Here is a 20,820-nt window from a genome sequence, read left to right as displayed (position 1 = left end):
CGGCTCTCATCGTAAGTCGGCCGCGCAGAGTGCTCCTGCGTAGCGTGTTCAAAGAAAATGACGCATGCGCCGCCATACGAATTTTCTTCCAGCGCGTTCGCTGGTGAAAGCTTCACCCACATCCGTGCAAATATCTGAAATTGCCAGAAGCATGACCTCACGCAATGTTGTGCGATGCGGCGTCGATGCGGTGCCGCGCGGAATTGAACTGCGGGAGCGATTGATGACAGTGCGCGCCGAAAGACTGTCGGCCATAGCGGGATCCGTCGAATACGACGCGGACGTTCTCGTTCTCGGCGGGGGGCCAGCGGGAACATGGGCGGCGATCAGCGCGGCGGAACACGGCGCGCGCATCGTGCTCGCCGACAAGGGATTTTGCGGGACGTCGGGCGCGACGGCCGCGGCCGGCACCGGCGTCTGGTACATCGATCCCGATCCCGCGCTTCGCGAAGCCGCAATGGCAGGCCGCGAGAAGATGGGCGGCTATCTGCAGGATCGTCGCTGGATGGCGCGCACGCTCGACTGCACCTTTGCGCAAAGCAATCGCCTCGCCGAGTGGGGCTATCCCTATCCAGTAGACGACGATGGCAAGTCACAACGGAACTCCCTGCAGGGGCCGGAATACATGCGGCTGATGCGCAAGCGCACCAAGGCTGCCGGTGTTATCATTCTGGATCACAGTCCTGCGCTCGAACTGCTGGTCGACGAGGGCGGTGCTGTCGCCGGCGCAACCGGCGTGCGCCGTCAAAAGGACGATCACTGGGTCGTGCGCGCCAAGGCGGTCGTGATCGCGACCGGCGGCTGCGCGTTCCTGAGCAAGACATTGGGCTCCAACGTGCTGACCGGCGACGGTTACCTGATGGCCGCCGAGGCCGGCGCCGAATTCACCAGCATGGAGTTCTCCAACCCCTATGCGATATCGGCCGCGTTCGGTTCGGTGACCAAGACGCTGTTCTATGGCTGGGCGACCTTCACTTATGAAGACGGCAGCGTCGTTCGCGGAGCGGCATCCAAGGGCGGTCGCTCGGCGATCGCTCGAGCGCTGACGCAGGGGCCGGTTTATGCGCGGCTCGACAAGGCCGACGCGGACGTACAGCGGTCCATGCGCGTGTCGCAGCCGAACTTCTTCCTGCCGTTCGATCGCACCGGCATCGATCCGTTCAATCAGCGCTTCCCGGTGACGCTGCGCCTTGAGGGCACCGTGCGGGGCACCGGTGGCCTGCGCATCGTCGATGAGACCTGCGCGACGACCGTGCCGGGCCTCTACGCTGCCGGCGATGCGGCAACGCGCGAACTGGTGTGTGGCGGCTTTACCGGCGGTGGCAGTCACAATGCGGCGTGGGCGATGTCGTCCGGCACTTGGGCGGGGCAGGGAGCCGCGGATTACGCGCGGCTGGCTGGTTCGGTGTCGAGGGGGCAGGCGGCGCGCGCCGGCACAGTCGCACTTCGTGAACGTGCCGGGCGGCCGTTTGTGCCGGCACATCTGGCGCGCGCCGTTCAGGACGAAGTCTTTCCCTTCGAGCTGAATTATTTCCGCGAGGCCAGTCGCCTCGGTGATTCTCTTGAGCGGCTTGATGCGCTCTGGGCCGAAGCGTCTGGCGCCGACGCCGCGACGGAAGCCGACGTGCTACGCGCACGCGAGGCTGCCGCGATGCTGGCGACCGCGCGCTGGATGTATCGCAGTGGATTGGCGCGCAAGGAAAGCCGCGGCATGCATCGCCGCGACGATTTCCCGAACCAGGACGAGCGCTTCCGGCGCTATATCACGACCGGCGGTCTCGACGAGGTCTGGACCGCGTCGCGCGCCCATACGGACTCCTCTTACGCGGAGGCGGCGGAATGATCGAGGTCATCGACGCCGAACGCTGCACGTCCTGCGACATCTGCGTGAACGTCTGTCCCACCAACGTCTTCGACAAGACCGACGGCGTCCCGGTCATCGCGCGGCAGGGCGATTGCCAGACATGCTTCCTTTGCGAGCTCTATTGTCCGGAGGACGCGTTGTTCGTCTCGCCCTTTGCAGAGGCGGCGCAGAGCATCGACGTCGCCGCGCTGAAGCAGGGCGCGCTGCTGGGAAGTTACCGCCGCGCGGTCGGCTGGACAGATGAAACGCGGGAGCTGCGCAGCGTCGACCGCAGCTACCGTCTGTTTGGGCATTGAAACTGCGCGGCCTCTGGCTGCGTGCTGTTGAATTGGACACTCCGAATGAACGTACGTCAATCCGTGGCAATCGCTGAACCCATACCCGCGCCGGTACAGATTGCGCCCGAGCCTGGCGAGGGGCAAGCCATGGTGCGCTTCGAAGGTGTTGCAAAAGCCTATCCGGCCTATCGCGGTAAGCCGAGCGTCCAGGCGCTGCAGGACATCGACTTCGCCATTCCCCGCGGATCGATCACCGGCGTGATCGGCCGGTCGGGTGCCGGCAAGTCGAGCCTGGTGCGCCTGATCAACGGGTTGGAAAAGCCCACGGCCGGCCGCGTCGTGGTTGACGGCCGCAATATCTCGGCGCTCTCGGGCCGGGAGCTACGGCTCGCCCAGCGCTCGATCGGCATGATCTTCCAACACTTCAACCTGCTGTCGTCGCGGACGGCGGCCGACAACATCGCGCTACCCCTCGAGATCGCCGGCTGGTCGAAGACCGACGTCGCGGTCAGGGTGTCCGAGCTGCTCGAGCTCGTCGGTATCACCGACAAATTCGATCGCTACCCGTCCGAGCTGTCCGGCGGCCAGAAGCAGCGCGTCGGCATCGCGCGGGCGCTGGCGACGCGTCCGGATGTCTTGTTGTCGGACGAAGCGACCTCGGCGCTCGATCCCCAGACGACACGCTCGATCCTTGATCTGCTTGCCAGCATCAATCGCGAGCTTGGCGTCACGATCGTGCTGATCACTCACGAGATGTCGGTGGTCCGCCAGCTCGCCCGGGAAGTGGTGGTGATCGATGCCGGCCACATCGTCGAACGCGGACATGTGGCCGATATCTTCACCCATCCGAAGCACCCGATCACGCAAAGTTTTCTCGCCGAGGTTCTCGGCGACGGCATTGCGGTCTCACTGGCGAGTCGGCTGAAGGAACAGCCGGTGCCCGGAGGTCAATCCGTGCTTCGGGTGCAGGTGCGCGGGACGGATGCGGGCGACACCGTCGTGTCGCGCATCGCCCGCGAGCTGAGCCTCGATGTGGCGCTGTTGGCAGCGCGCGTCGATGAAATCGGCCGTCAGCATGTCGGCTCGTTGACGCTAGGCGTCCCTGGCGGTGAGACCACCGAGCGCCAGGTGCTGTCCTGGCTCTCCCAATATCAATTCTCTGTGGAGCGTCTCGGCTATGTCGCGTGATCTCATCAACCTGATCATCGAGGCGACCGGCGAGAGCCTGTTCATGGTCTCGGTCGCGGCGTCGCTGGCCACGCTGTTTGGCTTGCCGATCGGCATATTCCTGGCGACCAGCCGCAAGGCGGAACTGTTCGCGGCACCTTCCGTGAACACCGTCCTCGGCGTCGTCGTCAACGCCACCCGTTCGACGCCCTTCATCATCCTGGTCGTCGCCATCATTCCTTTCACCCGCTTGATCGCGGGTACCTCGATCGGCTCTGGCGCCGCCATTATTCCCTTGACCATTGCGGCAACCCCGTTCATCGCCCGCCTGGTGGAAGCAGCGATTCGCGAGGTCGACGGTGGGCTGATCGAAACCGCATCTTCGTTCGGGGCGAGCCCGCTGCAGATCGTGTTCAAGGTCCTGATTCCCGAGGCGCTGCCGGGGTTGGTGCTGGCGCTCACGCTGGCTGTCGTCAGCCTGCTCGGCTATTCCGCGATGGTGGGTGCTGTGGGCGGGGGCGGCCTCGGCGATCTCGGCATCCGTTACGGTTATCAGCGCTTCATGCCGGAAATGATGCTGGCGGTCGTTGTCGTCCTGATCGCGCTGGTGCAGACGGTGCAGACGGCAGGCGACTATCTCGCGCGCCGGGTCAATCGGCGCCTGCGGCATCTGTGAGTCCGCCATGCCGAAGGAAATCCGCCTCAACGCCTTCGATATGAATAGCGTCGGCCACATCCAGCATGGCATGTGGTCGCATCCGCGCGATCAGTCGCCGCGATACACCGACATCGAATATTGGCAGCACCTGGCCCGAACGGCCGAGCGTGGCCTGTTCGACGCCATCTTCCTTGCCGACATCATCGGTGTCTACGACGTCTATGGCGGTTCTCCGGCGGCCTCGATCCGAGGCGCGGTGCAGATTCCGATCAATGATCCCTTGCTTGTTGTGCCTGTCATGGCGGCGGTGACCAAGAACATCGGCTTCGGGGTCACGTCGAACGCGACCTACGAGACGCCCTATCTGTTTGCGCGCCGGCTGTCGACGCTCGACCATCTGACAAAGGGAAGGGCTGGTTGGAACATCGTCACCGGCTACCTCGACAGCGCGGCGCGGGCCATGGGGCTCGACCGGCAGATCGAGCATGACGATCGCTACGACCTTGCCGACGAATACATGGAGGCGATCTATAAGCTCCTCGAGGGGAACTGGGAGGATGACGCCGTTCTCGCCGACCGGGTCAATCGAACCTACGCAGACCCGGCGAAGGTCCACGTGATCAATCATGTCGGCCGGCGTCACCGCATCAACGCCATCCATCTCAGCGAACCCTCGCCGCAGCGCACGCCGGTGCTGTTCCAGGCTGGCGTCTCGGGCCGCGGCCGGGCGTTCGCGGCGCGGCACGCGGAGTGCATTTTCCTAGCCACCTCAACCAAGGACAACGTGCGTACCCTCGTGAAGGACGTCAGGGCACAGGCGGTGAAGAGCGGTCGCAAGGCGGAGGATATCGTCGTTTTCGCAAGCCGTGCGGTCGTCGTGGGGCGCACGCGCAAGGAGGCGGAAGAGAAATTCGCCGAATACAAGAGCTACGGCAGCGTCGAAGGAGCGCTCGCGCATTTCGCCAGCTCTGTCGGGATCGACTATGCGAAGGAGGATCTCGATGCGCCGCTCAGGCACGAGCACACAAACTCGATGCAGTCTATCCTGGAAGCGCTGACCACGCGCTCGAGCGAGCAATGGACCTTGAGAAAACTGCTGGGCGAGATGGGAATCGGCAGTCGCACCAGGCCTTTCGTGGGCTCGGCAGAGGAAGTCGCCGATGAGCTACAGAGCTGGGTAGAGGACACCGGGATCGACGGTTTCAACCTCAGCCGTGTCGTGACGCCGGAGGGGCTGGAGGATTTCGTCGATCTCGTCGTGCCAACCCTGCAGGAACGCGGAGCCTACAAGACCGCCTATCGTGAGGGGACGCTGAGGCAAAAGCTGTTTGGTGGATCGGCACGTTTGCCGAAGACGCACGTAGGCGCCTCCTATCGCCACCGCCCCGAAATCGGCGTTGACGGGGGACGGACGCCGCTGCCTGCAACTGTCGCGTGACGTTCGAGGGCGAATGAAGAGAGGAGCTTTGCATGAAGAGCGATGACAAAATCGGCGTCCTTAACCGGCGTTGCTTGGTTGCGATGGCCGCTGCGAGCGCGTTGTTCGTGGTCGGATTCGCTTCGCAAGGCGAAACAGCCGAGCCGCTGAAAGTCGGCACATCGGGCGGTCCGATTGCCGATATTATCCAGTTCGCCGCGGCTCGTGCCAAGGAACAGGGCCTCGATGTCAAAGTCGTCGAATTTTCCGATTGGGTGACGCCGAACGAGGCACTGCAGAACGGTGACATCGATGCCAATCTGTTCCAGCACACGCCTTTCCTCAACAATGCGATCTCGACGCGCGGCTATACTTTCACCCCGATCGCGGCAACCTACGTGCTTCCCGTCGGGCTGTATTCGAAGAAGATCGCCAAGCTCAGCGAGGTTCATCCGGGTACGCGAGCTGCGGTCGCCAACGACCCCGTCAACGAAGCGCGCGGATTGCTGCTGTTCGAGAAAGCGGGGCTGATCAAGCTCCGGGAGGGCGCGGGCGAGAAAGCCAACGTCCGCGATATCGTCGAAAACCCGAAGAACCTGAAGTTCCTCGAGATCGAAGCGCCGCAGCTTCCGCGCGTGCTCGACGACGTGGAACTCGCGCAGGTCAGCATCAACTACCTGATCGCCTCGGGCGGCGATCCCGAAAGCCTTCTGATCGCCGACGGCTTTGGCGATCCGCGCTATGCACTGCAGTTCGTGGCGCGGACAGACAGAAAGGACGATCCGCGGTTGTTGCGCTTCGTCTCGATCTACCGGTCGCCCGAGGTCAAGGACTACATCAGCAAGAAGTACGGACGCTTTATCGTCCCGGTGTGGTAAGCGACGAACGACCGCGCCTCAGGGCCCCTTGGGAGCCCAGATCTTCAAGGCCGTGGTGTCGAGTTTGGCCGGAATCAAATGCTCGGCGAAGAAGGCGTCCGCGATGCGCTGCTGCTCCGACAGGCCGGATGCCGTCACCGGACCCACCAAGTAGGAGCGGTGGCTATTGGCCTCCTTGACAGTAGCCGCATCGATACCCCACAGGCCGGTCAATGAGGCTGCGGCCTCCGCTGGGTGCGCTTTCACCCATTTGCCGGTCTCGGCCAGCTTGTTGAAGATGACGTTCAAGGCAGCGCCGTGCGCGTCCGCGTAGGCGGCGGAAGCGAGGTAGTAGCGCTTGTAGCTGGCAAGGCCGTTGCTGCCGTCGGCGAGGACCCGGGCTTCCGATTGCTTCAGTGTGCTGGAGAGAAACGGATCCCAAGCAACCCAGGCATCGACGCTGTTGCCGATGAAGGCCGTGCGTCCGTCGGCTGGCGTCAGATAGGCCGGGCTGATGTCCTTGAAGTTGAGATCCGCCTTTGCAAGTGCGACAAGCAAAAGATAGTGACTACCGGCGCCCTTGGTGACCGCGACTTTCCTGCCTTTGAGGTCAGCCAAGGTCTTGAGGGGTGAAGACTTCGGCACCAGGATCGCCTGTGCGGTAGGCGAGGCGGCTTCCTCGGCGATGTAAGCGAGCTTTGCGCCCGCAGCCTGGGCGAAGATCGGTACGGTGTCGGCGACATCGGCGCCGAAATCGACGCTGCCGATATTGATCGCTTCCAGAAGCGGCAATCCGCTGGTGAACTCACGCCAAGTGACGGTGACACCAAGCGGCGCCAGCGCCTTCTCGAGCTCGCCATTGGTTTTCAGGATGGCCGTTAGTGTCGAGGATTTCTGGTAGCCGATCCGGATTTCCTCCGACTGGGCGGCGGCCGCGAACAACGACATGCCGAGGAGGCCGATCGCGCCGGCGGCGACGCCGCGCAGGAGACGGGTGAGAGGTCGCATCCGGTGTTCCTTCTTGTGGGCTGCGGTCCATCCTTTGCAGTCAATCAAAGACGCTAGCAATTCCAGAAACTGGCGCGGCTCGATCGTAAAATTCTCTGCAAGTCGCTTATTTGGGAAGGACATTTTGCGGGTATGCGCCTGCCTTGCCGTGGTGAAGGACGCACACGCTGGACCGCACGCAGGCTCGAATCCTCTTCAGACGCTCGGCGATCGGCGAAAGCTCATTCGTTCTATGGCGGAATGCATCGAGAGAAGACCGTTGCAATTGTAGCTCCAACAAAGAAATTCCATGAGATTGCCGTTGGCCGCTTTTCGACCGAAATTTCCATGAGGCGAATTCGCCCATATTCGGGCGCATCGGGTCGGGGAAGATCATGTCGGATATTGCGGTTAAGGTTTCGGAGCCGGCCGTGCTGAAGGCGCGGCTCAACGAAGACTGGCTGGCGGTTGCGATCGGCATTCTGGTGTTTGCGCTGGCGTTATTCTCGGTCAGCGGCACTGATTTACTGGGCTGGGCGGTGACGACCTCGGTCTATGCCGACATCGCCAACGCACTTGCGCCGGTCGCCAAGGCCTACGCGCCGCTCGGCGGCGTCGTTTCACTGCTGCTCACCTACGCGGCACTGCTCTTGGCGCTCTCGATCGGCGTCAGCACGCTGGGAGCTGATGTCAGGAAATTCGCGCTCGCCTTCACCGCTGTGTTCGCCATTGCCTATGCAAGCTGGATCGTCGGCAGCTATGCTCACATCGCCGCGGTAACGCCGGCCGAGCAGCAGAAATTCGGCATCTCCTGGTCGCTCAAGCTGACCAACGAAGGCGGCTTCATCATCGCGCTGCTGTCGGGACTCGTGATTGCGAATTTCTTCCCGCGCTTTGCCGCATGGCTGAAGGAAGCCATCCGGCCCGAGCTTTACATCAAGATCGCGATCGTCATTCTTGGCGCCACCGTCGCGGTGACGGCCGCCGGGCGGCTCAACCTGGCATCGTCGCTGCTGCTCCGCGGTGCGGCGGCTATCGTGGAAGCCTATCTGATCTATTGGGCCGTGGTTTATTTCGTCGCGCGCAAATGGTTCGGTTTCAGCCGCGAATGGTCGGTGCCGCTCGCCTCAGGCATTTCGATCTGCGGCGTCGCGGCGGCGATCGCCACCGGAGGCGCGATCCGCGCACGGCCTGCAGTGCCGGTGCTGGTGTCATCGCTGGTTGTGGTGTTCGCGGTCGTCGAAGTGCTGATCCTGCCTTTCCTCGCCCAGACCTTCCTATGGCAGGAGCCGCTGGTTGCCGGCGCCTGGATCGGCCTTGCGATCAAGACCGACGGCGCGGCGGTCGCAGGCGGCGGCGTTACGGAATCGCTGGTGATGGCGAAAGCGGCGGCCGAAGGCATCAAATATCAGCCCGGCTGGATCATCGCGACCACGACCACGGTGAAGATCTTCATCGACATCTTCATCGGCATCTGGGCCTTCATCCTCGGCTACATTTGGACCAACCACATCGACAAGGGGCCGGACAAAGCCAAAGCGTCCGAGATCTGGCAGCGTTTCCCGAAGTTCATTCTCGGTTTCGTCCTGGTGTTCGCGATCTCGCTGTGGCTTGCGGTCGGCACCACGCCCGAGATCGCCAAGGCGCTGCCTGCGGCGGCGTGCGAAGCCAATGTGTTCCGGGTGATCTTCTTCATCCTGACCTTCTTCTCGATCGGCGTGCTGTCGGATTTCCGCAAGCTGTGGCAGCAGGGTTTCGGCAAGCTCGCCGCGGTCTATTTCGTCAGTCTGTTCGGCTTCGTGATCTGGGTCGGGCTCCTGATCTCTTGGCTGTTCTTCTCCGGCTTCAAGCCGCCGCTCGCATCCTGATCTCGGAGGACGCATCATGTCGCAAACGGACATCAAGGACGAGATCAACGCCGCTCCCGAGCCGTTGCTGCCGATCGAAAAGAAGCTGATCGGCTGGAGCCTTGGGCTCGGGATCGTGCTGCTCGTGGTGCTGATCGCGGTCAACCATTTCGTGCCGATCAAGCTGTAGCGCAACGATCACACGGGTAATCTGAGAAAGCCGGCGATAATGCCGGCTTTTTGTGCGCATTTGTCTCAGAAGTCAGCCGGAGTTCCTGTTGCTCATTTCATGATTAAGAAATTGCGACGGCTCCTCGCCAAGAAGATTTTCGCCGCTGAGGCTGATGTGCTCGCAACAAACGCTGCGTCGCGAGCAACTTCGACAGCGTGCGCATTGCTATTTTTGCCGAACCCTCGACAGCCTCATCGCGTCGCACCATCATTTCGTCCAACGCATTGCCCGGAGATCGTAGTGAAGCGTCGGGAGCTCCTGAAATTGTCGCTGGCAGGCGCGGCAAGTGTCGCACTGTCACCGGCCGCGCGCGCCGAAGACCTGCCGAAAGTGATCCGCGTCGGCACGCAGAAGGGCGGCTTCTTCTTTCCGGCGGTCAGGCAACGGCACACGATCGAGGATGCGTTCAAGCCGCTCGGCATCGAAATTCAGTGGCTCGATTTCCAGTTCGGACCGCCACTGCTCGAAGCTATCAATGTCGGCAGCGTCGACTTCGGCTATGTTGGCGATACGCCGCCGATCTTTGCGCAGGCCGCCAACGCCAGGATTCGCTATGCCGCGGCGGTGAAGCAGGGAGGGGGCACGCAGGCGATCATCGTGCACAAGGACTCGCCCATCCAGTCGCTTGCCGATCTGAGGGGTAAGCGCATTGCCTTCGGCAAGGGATCGAGCGCGCATAATCTCTTGGTCGCGGCGTTGGAGAAGGCGGGGATCGAATGGCGCGATATCGTGCCGACGCCGCTCGCGCCGGCGGACGCAACGGCGGCTTTTGCCCAAGGCTCGGTCGACGCGTGGTCGATCTGGGATCCCTATCTCGCGCTGGCCGAGCTGAAGGGTGATGCGCGCGTGCTGGTCTTTGCCAGGGAGATTCACCAGCCGAACGCCTTCGTCATCGCGGCCGCAGATTTCATCGAGAAATATCCCTCGTTGGTGGCGCGCCTCAACACGGTGTTCGCCGCCGAGGGCGTTTGGGCCAATGCCCATCATGAGGAGGTCGCGCAGGCTCAGGCGGCAGCCACGGGTGTCGATATCGAAGCGACCAGGCGCTTCGTCGCGCGCTCCAACTATAGCGTCGTTCCAGTCGACGATGACACCATCAGGACCCAGCAAGGTGTCGCCGATCGCTTCGCGCGTCTCGGCCTGATTCCGAGGCCCGTCAAAGTGGCAGACATCGTCTGGAAATGGACACCCGGCTCGTAGGTCGTCCTCAGCAAATCCCGGAGAGAAACATGCGTTTGTTCAAGAGATGGATCGCGGTTGCCGTGCTGTCGCTGAGTGCGGTGGCGGCAACCGTCGGCGCGAGCCATGGCCAGGACAAGGTCGTGCGCATCGGCTATCAGAAATACGGCAAGCTGGTCCTGCTCAAGGGCAGGGGTACGCTCGAAGACAAGCTCAAGCCGCTCGGCTACAGCGTAACCTGGACGGAATTTCCCTCAGGCCCGCCGCTGCTCGAAGCACTCAATGTCGGCGCCATTGATTTCGGCATCGCGGGCGAAACGCCGCCGATCTTTGCGCAAGCCGCCGGCGCGCCGCTGGTCTATCTCGCTTACGATCCGCCTGCCCCGCAAGGCGAAGCGATCCTGGTGCCCAAGGATAGCCCGCTGAAATCCGTGGCTGATCTTCGCGGCAAGAAGGTTGCGCTGAACAAGGGCTCGAACGTCCATTATCTCCTGGTGCGGGCGCTGGAGCAGGCCGGACTGAAATACATGGATACCCAGCCGGTGTTCCTCGCGCCATCCGATGCCCTTGCCGCCTTCACGCGCGGCTCGGTCGATGCCTGGGTGATCTGGGACCCCTATGAAGCTGCGGCGGAAGCCTCGACCGGCGCACGTATCCTGACCGACGGCACCGGCCTTGTCGCAAATCATCAGTTCTACTTCTCCTCGCGGAAATTTCTCAACGAGAACGCCAAGGCCGTCGATGTTGTGCTCGATGCGCTCAACGAGGCCGACGACTGGACTAGGAAGAACATCGAAGCGGTGGCTGAGCAACTCAGCCCGTCGGTGGGCTTGCCCGCTGCCGTGCTTGCCGTGTCCCTCAAGCGGGAATCCTACGGGATTTTGCCGATCAACAATGAGGTGATCGCAAGTCAGCAGCGGATTGCCGACACCTTCCATGCGCTCGGGCTGTTACCCAAGCCGATCACGGTCTCAGACCTGCAACGCAAATCCGGATCCTGATCATGAGCCTCCAAAATCCCTCAGAGGCAAATGTCCTCTGGTTCCTGCCGACCCATGGCGACGGCCGCCATCTGGGCACCTCGATCGGAGGCCGCCAGGTCAACTTCAACTACCTGCGCCAGGTGGCGCAGGCGGCGGATCAACTCGGTTATTTCGGCGTCCTGCTGCCGACCGGACGGAGCTGCGAGGATTCCTGGATCGTGGCGTCGAGCGTCGCGCCATTCACCGAGCGACTGCGCTACCTCGTGGCCGTCCGGCCGGGCCTGCAATCGCCGAGCGTCGCCGCGCGCATGACCGCGACGCTCGACCGGATCAGCAACGGCCGGCTTCTGATCAACGTTGTCACCGGCGGCGATCCCGTCGAGAACAAGGGCGACGGCATCTTTCTCGATCACGACGCACGCTACGCGGTCACGCGTGAGTTCTTGGCCGTCTACACCGATCTGTTGGCCGGCAAGACCGTCAATTTCGCAGGTGAGCACATCCGTATCGAGGACGGCCGCCTCTTGTTCCAGCCGTTGCAGTCGCCGCGGCCAGCGCTCTATTTCGGCGGATCGTCGGATGCCGGCATCGACGTCGCCGTCGATCAGGTGGACAAATACCTGACCTGGGGCGAGCCGCCGGCGCAGGTCGCCGAGAAGCTTGCACGCGTGAAGCTAGCTGCGGCAAGCCGCCGACGGCAGCTTTCGTTCGGCATCCGGTTGCATGTGATCGTGCGCGAGACGAACGAAGAGGCCTGGGCTGTCGCCGACGATCTGATCAAACACGTTACCGACGACACGATTGCGTCGGCGCAGAAGATTTTCGCCCGCATGGACTCGGTCGGCCAGCAGCGCATGGGGCAGCTGCATGGCGGCCGCCGCGACAAGCTCGAGATCAGTCCAAACCTCTGGGCCGGTGTTGGGCTTGTACGCGGCGGCGCGGGGACCGCGCTGGTCGGCGATCCCCAGACCGTTGCGGCCCGGATCAACGAGTATCAGGACATCGGCATCGACACCTTCATCCTATCCGGCTACCCGCATCTGGAGGAAGCCTATCGCTTCGCCGAGCTGGTGTTCCCGCTGCTCAGGCGCGCCGGCAATGTGACGCCGCTCCGCGTCAACACCGGGCCATTCGGCGAGACGATCGCCAACGTGGAACGTCCGCTGCAGAGGGCCTCGCAATCATGAGCCTGATCGAAAGTCTTCCCCGCGTCCGCGCGTTGCGTGCGCCGCGCACAGATGGACTGATCCCCTGGATCGTACCTGTCGCGATTGTGCTGATCTGGCAGATCGCCTGTGTCACGGGCTTCGTGTCGGAACGGGTATTGCCGGCGCCGACCGAGGTGGCAAAGGCGGCCTGGAGACTGCTGCTCTCCGGGGAGCTCGAGCGCAACATTTGGGTGAGCTTCTGGCGCGCCGGCGTCGGCTTTTTGATCGGTGGCGGCATCGGCTTTGCCTTCGGTCTCGCCAACGGCCTCTCCGAACTGTCGGGTAAGCTCACGGACACGACCTTGCAGATGGTGCGCAACGTGCCGCATCTGGCGCTGATCCCGCTCGTCATCCTGTGGTTCGGCATCGACGAGGCCGCAAAGCTGTTCCTGGTCGCGTTAGGGGTGTTCTTTCCGATCTATCTCAACACGCTGCACGGCATCCGCACCGTTGATCCACACCTCGTCGAGATGGGACGCATCTATGGCATGGGCGATGGCGAGTTGTTTCGCCGCGTCATCTTCCCTGGCGCGCTGCCGTCGATCTTCGTCGGGCTGCGCTTCGCGCTTGGTATCATGTGGCTGACGCTGATCGTGGCCGAAACGATCGCCGCGAGTTCTGGCCTCGGCTACATGGCGATGCAGGCACGCGAGTTCATGCAGACCGACGTCGTGGTGCTCTCGATCCTGATCTACGCACTTCTTGGCAAGCTCGCTGACAGCGCCTCGCGTGCCCTCGAACGGCTGACGCTCGCCTGGCACCCCGCATTCCGTAAAGCCTGAAGGACATCCATGCAGGAAGCGTTGCGATTTGATTCATCCGCTGCCGAACCGGTGAGGCGGGACTATCTCGAACAGGCGGACGTGACGCGGCGCCAAGTGAAAGCCGCCGGCCGCGGGCTCGCGTTGACGATCCGCGGCCTGCGCAAATCCTTTGGCGACAATGACGTGCTGCGCGGAGTCGATTTGCATGTTCCATCCGGCCAGTTCGTCGCCATCGTCGGCCGCAGCGGCTGTGGCAAGAGCACGCTGCTCCGGCTCGTCGCCGGCCTCGAAAGGCCGGATGCAGGAACGATCTCCTTCGGCGAGGAGACACGGCGCGAGGACATCCGCGTGATGTTTCAAGAACCGCGCCTTCTGCCGTGGGCACGGGTGTTGGGCAATGTCGAGGTGGGGCTCGGACGCGATCGCGTCTCGACCGACGCGAAGGCGCGCGCAGCGCAGTCGCTGGTGGAAGTCGGGCTCGACAACAAGCGCGACCAATGGCCCGCGGAGCTGTCGGGCGGACAAAAGCAACGCGTGGCGCTCGCCCGCGCGCTGGTGAGCCATCCTCGCGTGCTGGCGTTCGACGAACCGCTGGGCGCTCTCGACGCGCTGACACGGATTTCGATGCAGCAGCTCCTGGAGCGGGTGTGGCGCGACCAGGGATTTACCGCAATCCTAGTGACCCACGACGTGGGGGAAGCCGTCGCACTGGCCGATCGCGTGCTGCTCATCGAGGATGGGTGCGTCGCTCAGGATGTCCGCGTCGATCTGCGCCGTCCGCGCCAACGTGGATCGGCCGATCTGGCGGCGCTCGAGGGCTCGATCCTCCGCGAGCTGTTAAGAGGTGGGGACCTCAGATCAGACAAATGAGGCCGTCATGCACAGCAGCGTCCGCTCCGGCCGCCCCAATCGCGCGGTTAGGTCTGATGATCTTCGAGCGCGATGCGACACCTCACTGGAGGCATCAGCATCATCGCGGCGGGCCGCGGCGGCGACATCATGGGAATGACGGTAACGCGCGTGACATCGCTATTCCCGCAGACACGCAGCGACCGCGTCGGCGATCGACAGCCAGACCTTTGCAACTGGTATCGAAACTGCATGGGGAGTGGCAGGCTGGGAGGATGCGCGACTCATGTTCAACCTGGCTGGAATCGAAACAGTTCTCACAGGCCCAGCCTGCCGAGCAGAAGGTTATTTCGCCGCAGCCTTCAGCGTCAATTTTGTATTTCGCTCAGATTGGAGATGGAATTTCGGCGCAGGGCCTGACTTGAGGGACGCTCTGCTGCCCGCCATCGACACAAGGTCATCATGCTCTGGATGTGGTCGACGGGACAAGGTTTTTCCGTCGCGCAACTTCGGACGAAGCGGACGTTGTTTTGTTTCGTGACGCCTTGTCCGTTCCGGCGTCGTCGCTACGATCAAGCCTCTCAGGGCAGGAATTTGGCTGGAACAAAGTGGTAGCTACATCGGCGACAATTTTCGATCTCGGCGCGTACAGGGCACGAAAGCGGACGGCGTTGGAAAGCGCGCTCGAGCCAGATGAGCGCGCGCCCGCGGTCGCTCCGATTGGGTTCTATTTCTTCTGGCCCGTACTGGCCTGTATGCCGATTGGATTCCTGCTCACAGGCGGCGGACCGGGGGACTTCGCCTAAACGCTATTCCCTTGCATCGGTGCAAATGGCTGCTGTCGCAAGCGGCAACGGCGCTTTTCCGTCCAACGCGGGTGAATCCGATGGCGGAATAACCGGATCGCAGATGGCCGCAAGACGCGCGGCCAATTCGGCGCACTGGTTGCGGATGTCGGGAATTGCCACAATCTCCCAGAAGGCGGCGCGGGTCAGCGGCCCCACCGCGAACAGGCGCCGTGATGCGATGCCGTTCCTGTTGATCACGGCGCAATCGTCCGCGATGTCGATGCCGATATGCAGGGCGTCGGTTCGGACAAGGCCCTGCTCGAAAAGGCGTTGGATCACGGGGTTCCCGGTGCCCCGCGGGTCCTTCACGATGCCGGTGCAATCGACGATCAAGCCCACCTGCAGGCTTGCGCTGTCCCGTTGGCCGCGGCGGCGGTAGCGAACCAGGGCGCCGGAGGCATTCGGCTCGATTCCAGTGACCTTCGCAGCCAGGAGGGAGAGACGACCCGCAGCGAGTGCTTGGGTAAGGCGCATCTCCACTTCAGGCGCTGTACGATGGCGATGAACGTCCCACCAGGCCCGCGCGTGCTCGAGGAAGCGGCGCCTGGACGCGAGCGGGAGCTCGTGCCAGAGCCGCTGCGTATAGGGCCTCACGGCATCAATAACGCTACGCCAGTCGCCGCCCGCTGCCATGTGTGCGTCGATGCGTCCGCGCAGCCATCGCAGTAGCCGGCTGGCGCTTGCCCCGAAGGGAACGTCGCTTTCGTCGATTCGCAACGGATCGGTGCGGCGATGGGCTTTCGCCAAAAGACCGCGTCGCGACATCGCGACGATCTGGCCACCGTGGCCGTCCCGAAGCAAAGACAAAACGTAGTCGATCATCGTGAGCCCCGTGCCGAGGATCAGCACCGTCGTATCCTTGTCGACGGCTGTGGCCGGCGGTGCCCAGGGATCGGCGTCACAGGGAAACTTGGCGACCGGGCTCTCATTTCCGGTAGCGAGGACGGCGACATCGCCGACGTGGCGTGAACCGTCGGCAAGGGTCACCGTAACGCCCGCGGCGTCTTCGACGAGGTCCACGCATTGACCGTGCACGATCGTCAGGCGTGGTGGTGCGCTTTCGGATGATGTGAAGGGCGTGGTGAGGCTCGCGAGATAGTCGCCATAAGCCCGCCGCGGCACGAAGCAATAGGGATCCGGGCACTGCGGTCCCGCCGCACGGTTTGAAAGCCAGCGCCAGAAATGATCGGGATCGTCCGGCAGCGCACTCATGTTGGCGGCGCGGACATTCAGGACATGTTCCGGATTGCTGGTGTGATAGGCAGGACCGCGGCCGATCTCGGCCCGTCGCTCAATCAACGTAACGCGAAACCCAAATTCGTGGTTTTGCAGAAGCTGGTAGGCGAGCAACACACCGCTCGCGCCGCCGCCGACGATGATCGCATGCCTTGTCGCGAAATGGCTCATGAGACTGCACCCCGATTTGCAATGAAATCAACGCAACGACGCTCGCCTCGTTGCTGATCCTAACGCGCAAATTGCGTTGGCAATTTGAAAAGACGAATATTTTGCAAACGCGGGTTGCGGCAGTTCGGCAGTTTCAGGAACCGGCATCCCGATCGCAGATTATTACTGTCCTTCGTGCGCACCTTGCGGAGCGGCGCACTGCGGACGTCTTTTGTAAGTTACGTCGTTTCATTTTTCGTCGTGCCGGGAGAAGCATCGGTGCGCCGCCAGGACAAATATAAATGGCCATTTCATTGACGATTTCGCGAGATCGTCAGATATTCGTTGCGCAGATCGTTCTGCCGAAGGTTACCCGCATGAGAATGACTGAAGCACCAGCGACTTGCGATGTGCGCAAGCGCATGGCGCGGCGTTGCTTCTCTGCGGCGACCGGCGCCTGTCGCTGATCCACTCGTAAGTCTAATCCAGGTCACATCGTCAGACAGGAGCGCCGGCAAAGCCGGCGAATGAGCCATCATGTCCAATGCCTACATCATCGAAATCGGAAGTCATACCGCAGGTATCGTCACGAGAGACGAGCATAGCTTTCGCTTCTTTTCATCAGATCGTATCTTCGACAGTCTTGAGGGCCGGGAGTTTCGCTCAGCCCGCGACGCCGAGCGCGCAGCGCGAGCAGTGCTCCAGGAGCGTCGCCGCCTTGCGCGCGCACCATTGCTGGTGGCCTTCTGATCGGATGCCCCAAACGTTTGCCAAGTCCCACGGAGTTCGAGAATGTCGTTTCGTTTCGTTCTAACCCTGCCAATCATGCTTGCGTTCTGGACGTCAGGTGCACCCGCGGAAACCATAAAGGTCGGAGTCACGCCGGGACCGCATGCCCAGATTCTTGAGGCGGTAAAGCCAATAGCGGCAAAGAAAGGACTAGACATCCAGCTGGTCGAGTTCTCGGACTACGTCGTGCCCAACGCGGCGCTCGATGCTGGCGACATCCAGGCAAATTCCTTTCAGAATAAGCCCTATCTCGACAACCAGAAAGCAGACCGCGGCTACAAGATCGAATCCGTGGGCCTGACCGTCAACTTCCCGATCGGCGTCTATTCGAAGAAGCACAAGAGCTGGTCGGAGATTCCAGATGGAGCCACCGTTTCGATTCCGAATGATCCCACCAATGGTGGGCGGGTGTTGCTTCTGTTTCGCGACAAGGGCGTGATCAAGCTGAAGGATGGCGTGGGTTTCAAGCCGAAGATCACCGATATCACCGGTAATCCCAAGAAACTGAAATTCGTGGAGATCGATGCCGCCCAATCGCCGCGCGCGCTCGACGATGTGGATGTCGCGGCGATCAACACCAATTACGCGACGGAAGCTGGACTGGACCCCGTCAAGGATCCGATACTTCGCGAGGAGCCGAAGGGACCCTACGTCAATCTGATCGCTGTCCGCTCGGTCGATAAAGACAAGCCATGGGTCGCAACGCTTGTCGACAGCTATCACACGCCGGAGGTCAAGGAGTTCGTCCTGACGAAATTCAAGGGAGCCGTACTGCCGAGCTGGTGATGCGAGATTTGAAATGGCGCTCGATGTGGCTGAGTAACCGACTGCTCTCACACCGGGCACAATGGTCCGCCTCTTGCCTACGGCCGCATGTCGATGCTGTTTGCGAGACCTATCAGGGCTCCCCACGCTGGATCGGGGTCGTTCGAACAAGACGCTGTGACGCAATCGCACTGCTGCTGTGGTGGTGTACGGTTCCGGCGGTGATGAAGGGCATTTGACCTAATGTCCTCCTGTTAGGCTGCTCCCGTCGACGCCATAGCGGCCCTTTTGCTGGCGGATCACGCGCCACAATACGCTCGCTGCGCTCGCCGGCCTCTACCCGCAATGGCTCGTTCGCGATCTTCTTCCCCTGCCGCCAAACGGTGGCATTCCTCGCGAGGCAACAAGATCGCTCAGCCCGCCATCCTCCGCTGACGCTGCGGGCCAAGGCTGCTGGCCGGCCGTTGCAGCGCTCAAAGATCGCCATCAAGGCCGCGGTAGTCGCGGACTTGGAAAACAGCAACAGGAGATCACGATGGCTCAAATTGGCACCTTCACCCGCGCCGAAGATGGCTCGTACACCGGCACCATCAAGACGCTCTCGCTCAATATCAAGGCGCGCTTCCTTCCAGCCGACCCTTCGGGCAACGAGAAGGCTCCGAGCCTGCGTATCATGGCCGGAAACGTCGAAATCGGCGCCGCATGGCAGCGGACTTCGAAGGACAACACCGTGTATCACTCTGTGAAGCTCGACGACCCCTCCTTCCCGGCGCCGATCTATGCCAACCTCGTCGCCATCGATGACGGCTACGCGCTGGTCTGGTCGCGCTGACCCTCGGCTTGCGGCGGCTCGCCTCGCGCGAGCCGCCGCGCTCGCGTACTTGGGACCGCTGCGGTCGTGCAGCGTCAATCAAGATTACAAAATGGCCGCAGTGGCAGAGCCACGCGAGGCAGTAGCGGGCTGTGGCGTGCAATTCGGCCGTTCTGCCGCCGCTTAGCCTATGCGACCTTGGCCGGAAGATGACGATGGCTCGCGTCTGTCCCGAACGCGCCGAGGGTAAGCTCTCTGGCTGCTCGGAATCCCCATGGTGCCGCCAAATCAAGAATTAGCGTCGGCCGATACTCCGAGGAGCGACGTTTCATTAATGACTGAAAACAATACAAGCCGTCCGTTCGACGAAACCGAGGCGCTGGCTTGGCTGCGCTCGCAGCCGGATGGGCGGGTGACGGCCAGTGCGGCGGAGCTCGGGCGTCAATGGGGTTGGAATCGAATGCGCACCAGTCGGCGGCTGAGGGCGTGGCAGAAAGCTGGTCATATTCTGCGTAACGCTGAAGAGATCGTCGTAACAGCGTCTGTCACACCGGCTGTTACAGAAGCTGCAGGCGTCGTGCCCGAAGCAACTGTCACGCGACGTTCGATGACACCTGTCAAGCGCGCCGCGTTCATCGTTGCGCTGGTGCTCGCGTGCGTATCGGCGGCCTTCTCTATTGATGGTCTTACCGCCATCTTTGCCGGCGCATTCTGGCCCGTGATCATTATGGGTGCGGCGCTCGAAGCTGGAAAGCTGGTCGCCGCGGCATGGTTGACAGAGAACTGGCGCTCGGCACCGCCTCTTCTGTGCCTGATTCTCGTCACCATGATTGGTGTCTTGATGAGCCTGAACGCAATCGGTGTGTTCGGATTCCTCACGCGTGCTCACCTCGACCACATGGTGGCCCTGGATCTGGCGCTTGCGGACAGGACCGCCGACACTGAGGCGGGCCTTGCGATCCAGGTTCAGAGCGTCGCCGATCTCGATCGACGCATTGCCCAGATCGATGCAGCGGTCGAGGAATCGACGCGGCTCGGCCGTCCCATTGGAGCGATGACGCTTGCGGACCAGAAGCGCCGCGATCGTGCCGACATCGTCGCCGCGCGTCAACATGAGGCACAGGCGCTAGCAAACCTCCGGGTCGAGAAAGCCAAGGTCGACGCCGAACGTCGTCGCGCGGAAGCCGACGTTGGGCCCGTCCGGTATCTTGCCGAATTGACTGGCATGCCAGCTACTGACCTCGAGCGAGCGGTCCGGTTGCTGACCTTGGCGCTTGTTGCCGTGCTCGATCCGATGGCGGTGGCGCTCCTGCTTGCGGCCGGCGCACGCACCGAGCGTGCGCGGCTGCGCTGACCATTGTCGCGTGATGCCACTGAAAGTTCATCACCTCCGAAAGAGCAATCGGAGCGTTATCGTGCGCTCGCCGTAACGATAGCGGCTATGCCTCCTGTGTTTCGACGGCCGCTTCTGGTGCTGCCGCTTCGACGTTTTCCGCGGCAAATTCCTCAGATATTCTGACGTGTGCGCAGGTCTCCTGCGCTCAGCAGATGGCGTGCCCACTGCATCAAACTTGCTGTCGGGAGATCATGTTTCCGGCAGTAGTGCTCCGCTTCCAATGCGCTTCGATAGCAGGCGGCATGCGCCGACAAGAACGAGTTGTTGGCCTTTGCCCAGGACCGAAGCGATGCCATTGGAGACTATCCAGTCCATCAGGAGAACCGGAGAACTCGACAAATAAATATCCGAGAGATGTGCAGCAGTCGTAAGGTTACGGGGGGCCGAGGAGTGCGATATGAACGTGCTGATGGCATACGGGCGATGCCTTCGGCCCGCGCTGTGCTCGTCGCTTCGCTCCTCACCGAGCCACCCTACGGGTGTCTCGGCCCTTCGGGTAACGATCGCTATCGCAAACGCTCGCTTCGCTCGCAAA

General features: G+C 62.3%; 19 protein-coding genes and 1 pseudogene. 18 read left to right on the top strand and 2 right to left on the bottom strand.

Features of this window, described 5'->3' with window-relative positions:
- The first annotated feature begins 223 nt into the window (after positions 1-223).
- The 6 genes from JOY90_RS06335 to JOY90_RS06310 all read left to right on the top strand — a co-directional run bounded on the left by JOY90_RS06335 (position 224) and on the right by JOY90_RS06310 (position 6,262).
- Positions 224-1,843 carry an FAD-binding protein gene (locus JOY90_RS06335; RefSeq protein ID WP_291690294.1) on the top strand — a complete coding sequence of 540 codons (1,620 nt, stop codon included), beginning with the start codon at positions 224-226 and terminating at the stop codon, positions 1,841-1,843.
- Positions 1,840-2,160, top strand: a complete 321-nt coding sequence (locus tag JOY90_RS06330; RefSeq protein ID WP_291690293.1) for a ferredoxin family protein — start codon at positions 1,840-1,842, stop codon at positions 2,158-2,160. Before JOY90_RS06335 ends, JOY90_RS06330 begins: the two co-directional genes overlap by 4 nt.
- Positions 2,161-2,289: 129 nt before the next feature.
- Positions 2,290-3,330 (top strand): methionine ABC transporter ATP-binding protein, encoded by a 1,041-nt coding sequence (locus tag JOY90_RS06325; protein WP_291690292.1) that lies wholly within the window; start codon positions 2,290-2,292, stop codon positions 3,328-3,330.
- On the top strand, positions 3,320-3,985 hold the full coding sequence (locus JOY90_RS06320) for a methionine ABC transporter permease (protein WP_291690291.1): 666 nt from the start codon (positions 3,320-3,322) through the stop codon (positions 3,983-3,985). Before JOY90_RS06325 ends, JOY90_RS06320 begins: the two co-directional genes overlap by 11 nt.
- Positions 3,986-3,992: 7 nt before the next feature.
- Complete coding sequence (locus JOY90_RS06315; RefSeq protein ID WP_291690290.1) at positions 3,993-5,405, top strand: LLM class flavin-dependent oxidoreductase; 1,413 nt, start codon at positions 3,993-3,995, stop codon at positions 5,403-5,405.
- Positions 5,406-5,437: 32 nt separating this feature from the next.
- On the top strand, positions 5,438-6,262 hold the full coding sequence (locus JOY90_RS06310) for a MetQ/NlpA family ABC transporter substrate-binding protein (protein ID WP_291690289.1): 825 nt from the start codon (positions 5,438-5,440) through the stop codon (positions 6,260-6,262).
- An 18-nt stretch (positions 6,263-6,280) separates the two neighbouring features.
- Here JOY90_RS06310 and JOY90_RS06305 read toward each other — a convergent pair whose 3' ends face one another.
- Complete coding sequence (locus JOY90_RS06305) at positions 6,281-7,189, bottom strand: aliphatic sulfonate ABC transporter substrate-binding protein (protein WP_291690296.1); 909 nt, start codon at positions 7,187-7,189, stop codon at positions 6,281-6,283.
- 434 nt (positions 7,190-7,623) lie between these two features.
- Here JOY90_RS06305 and JOY90_RS06300 point away from each other — a divergent pair, with 434 nt between their 5' ends.
- From JOY90_RS06300 to JOY90_RS40075, 8 genes and pseudogenes are all read left to right on the top strand, one after another.
- Entirely contained in the window at positions 7,624-9,096 is a 1,473-nt protein-coding gene (locus JOY90_RS06300; protein WP_291690288.1) for a putative sulfate exporter family transporter, read from the top strand.
- Between the two features lie 16 nt (positions 9,097-9,112).
- Positions 9,113-9,265, top strand: a complete 153-nt coding sequence (locus tag JOY90_RS06295; RefSeq protein ID WP_291690287.1) for a hypothetical protein — start codon at positions 9,113-9,115, stop codon at positions 9,263-9,265.
- A 282-nt stretch (positions 9,266-9,547) separates the two neighbouring features.
- A complete protein-coding gene (locus JOY90_RS06290; protein ID WP_291690286.1) occupies positions 9,548-10,507 on the top strand; it encodes an aliphatic sulfonate ABC transporter substrate-binding protein in 960 nt (319 codons plus the stop codon).
- A gap of 29 nt (positions 10,508-10,536) precedes the next feature.
- Complete coding sequence (locus JOY90_RS06285; protein WP_291690285.1) at positions 10,537-11,487, top strand: sulfonate ABC transporter substrate-binding protein; 951 nt, start codon at positions 10,537-10,539, stop codon at positions 11,485-11,487.
- Positions 11,487-12,656 (top strand): FMNH2-dependent alkanesulfonate monooxygenase, encoded by a 1,170-nt coding sequence (ssuD, locus tag JOY90_RS06280; RefSeq protein ID WP_291690295.1) that lies wholly within the window; start codon positions 11,487-11,489, stop codon positions 12,654-12,656. The genes JOY90_RS06285 and ssuD overlap by 1 nt, the downstream gene beginning before the upstream one ends.
- A complete protein-coding gene (gene ssuC / locus JOY90_RS06275; RefSeq protein ID WP_291690284.1) occupies positions 12,653-13,459 on the top strand; it encodes an aliphatic sulfonate ABC transporter permease SsuC in 807 nt (268 codons plus the stop codon). Before ssuD ends, ssuC begins: the two co-directional genes overlap by 4 nt.
- 9 nt (positions 13,460-13,468) lie before the next feature.
- The gene (locus JOY90_RS06270) at positions 13,469-14,311 is read left to right on the top strand and encodes an ATP-binding cassette domain-containing protein (RefSeq protein WP_291690283.1); all 843 of its coding nucleotides are present in this window, start codon (positions 13,469-13,471) and stop codon (positions 14,309-14,311) included.
- Between the two features lie 72 nt (positions 14,312-14,383).
- A pseudogene (locus tag JOY90_RS40075) lies at positions 14,384-14,473 on the top strand (flavin reductase); the annotation flags it as partial.
- Positions 14,474-15,099: 626 nt separating this feature from the next.
- Here JOY90_RS40075 and JOY90_RS06265 read toward each other — a convergent pair.
- On the bottom strand, positions 15,100-16,545 hold the full coding sequence (locus JOY90_RS06265; protein ID WP_291690282.1) for an FAD/NAD(P)-binding protein: 1,446 nt from the start codon (positions 16,543-16,545) through the stop codon (positions 15,100-15,102).
- Positions 16,546-17,061: 516 nt separating this feature from the next.
- Here JOY90_RS06265 and JOY90_RS06260 point away from each other — a divergent pair.
- The 4 genes from JOY90_RS06260 to JOY90_RS06245 all read left to right on the top strand — a co-directional run bounded on the left by JOY90_RS06260 (position 17,062) and on the right by JOY90_RS06245 (position 20,243).
- Entirely contained in the window at positions 17,062-17,274 is a 213-nt protein-coding gene (locus tag JOY90_RS06260; protein ID WP_291690281.1) for a hypothetical protein, read from the top strand.
- A 42-nt stretch (positions 17,275-17,316) separates the two neighbouring features.
- A complete protein-coding gene (locus JOY90_RS06255) occupies positions 17,317-18,099 on the top strand; it encodes a MetQ/NlpA family ABC transporter substrate-binding protein (RefSeq protein ID WP_291690280.1) in 783 nt (260 codons plus the stop codon).
- Positions 18,100-18,613: 514 nt separating this feature from the next.
- Positions 18,614-18,910, top strand: a complete 297-nt coding sequence (locus tag JOY90_RS06250) for a DUF736 domain-containing protein (RefSeq protein ID WP_291690279.1) — start codon at positions 18,614-18,616, stop codon at positions 18,908-18,910.
- Positions 18,911-19,223: 313 nt separating this feature from the next.
- Positions 19,224-20,243, top strand: a complete 1,020-nt coding sequence (locus JOY90_RS06245; RefSeq protein WP_291690278.1) for a hypothetical protein — start codon at positions 19,224-19,226, stop codon at positions 20,241-20,243.
- Positions 20,244-20,820: the final 577 nt, after the last annotated feature.

Origin of the sequence: Bradyrhizobium sp., from assembly GCF_019242285.1 — a bacterium.
Classification (GTDB): Bacteria; Pseudomonadota; Alphaproteobacteria; order Rhizobiales; family Xanthobacteraceae; genus Bradyrhizobium.
Note: the sequence above shows the minus strand (reverse complement) of the source record. Positions and strands in the feature narration are given on the sequence as shown.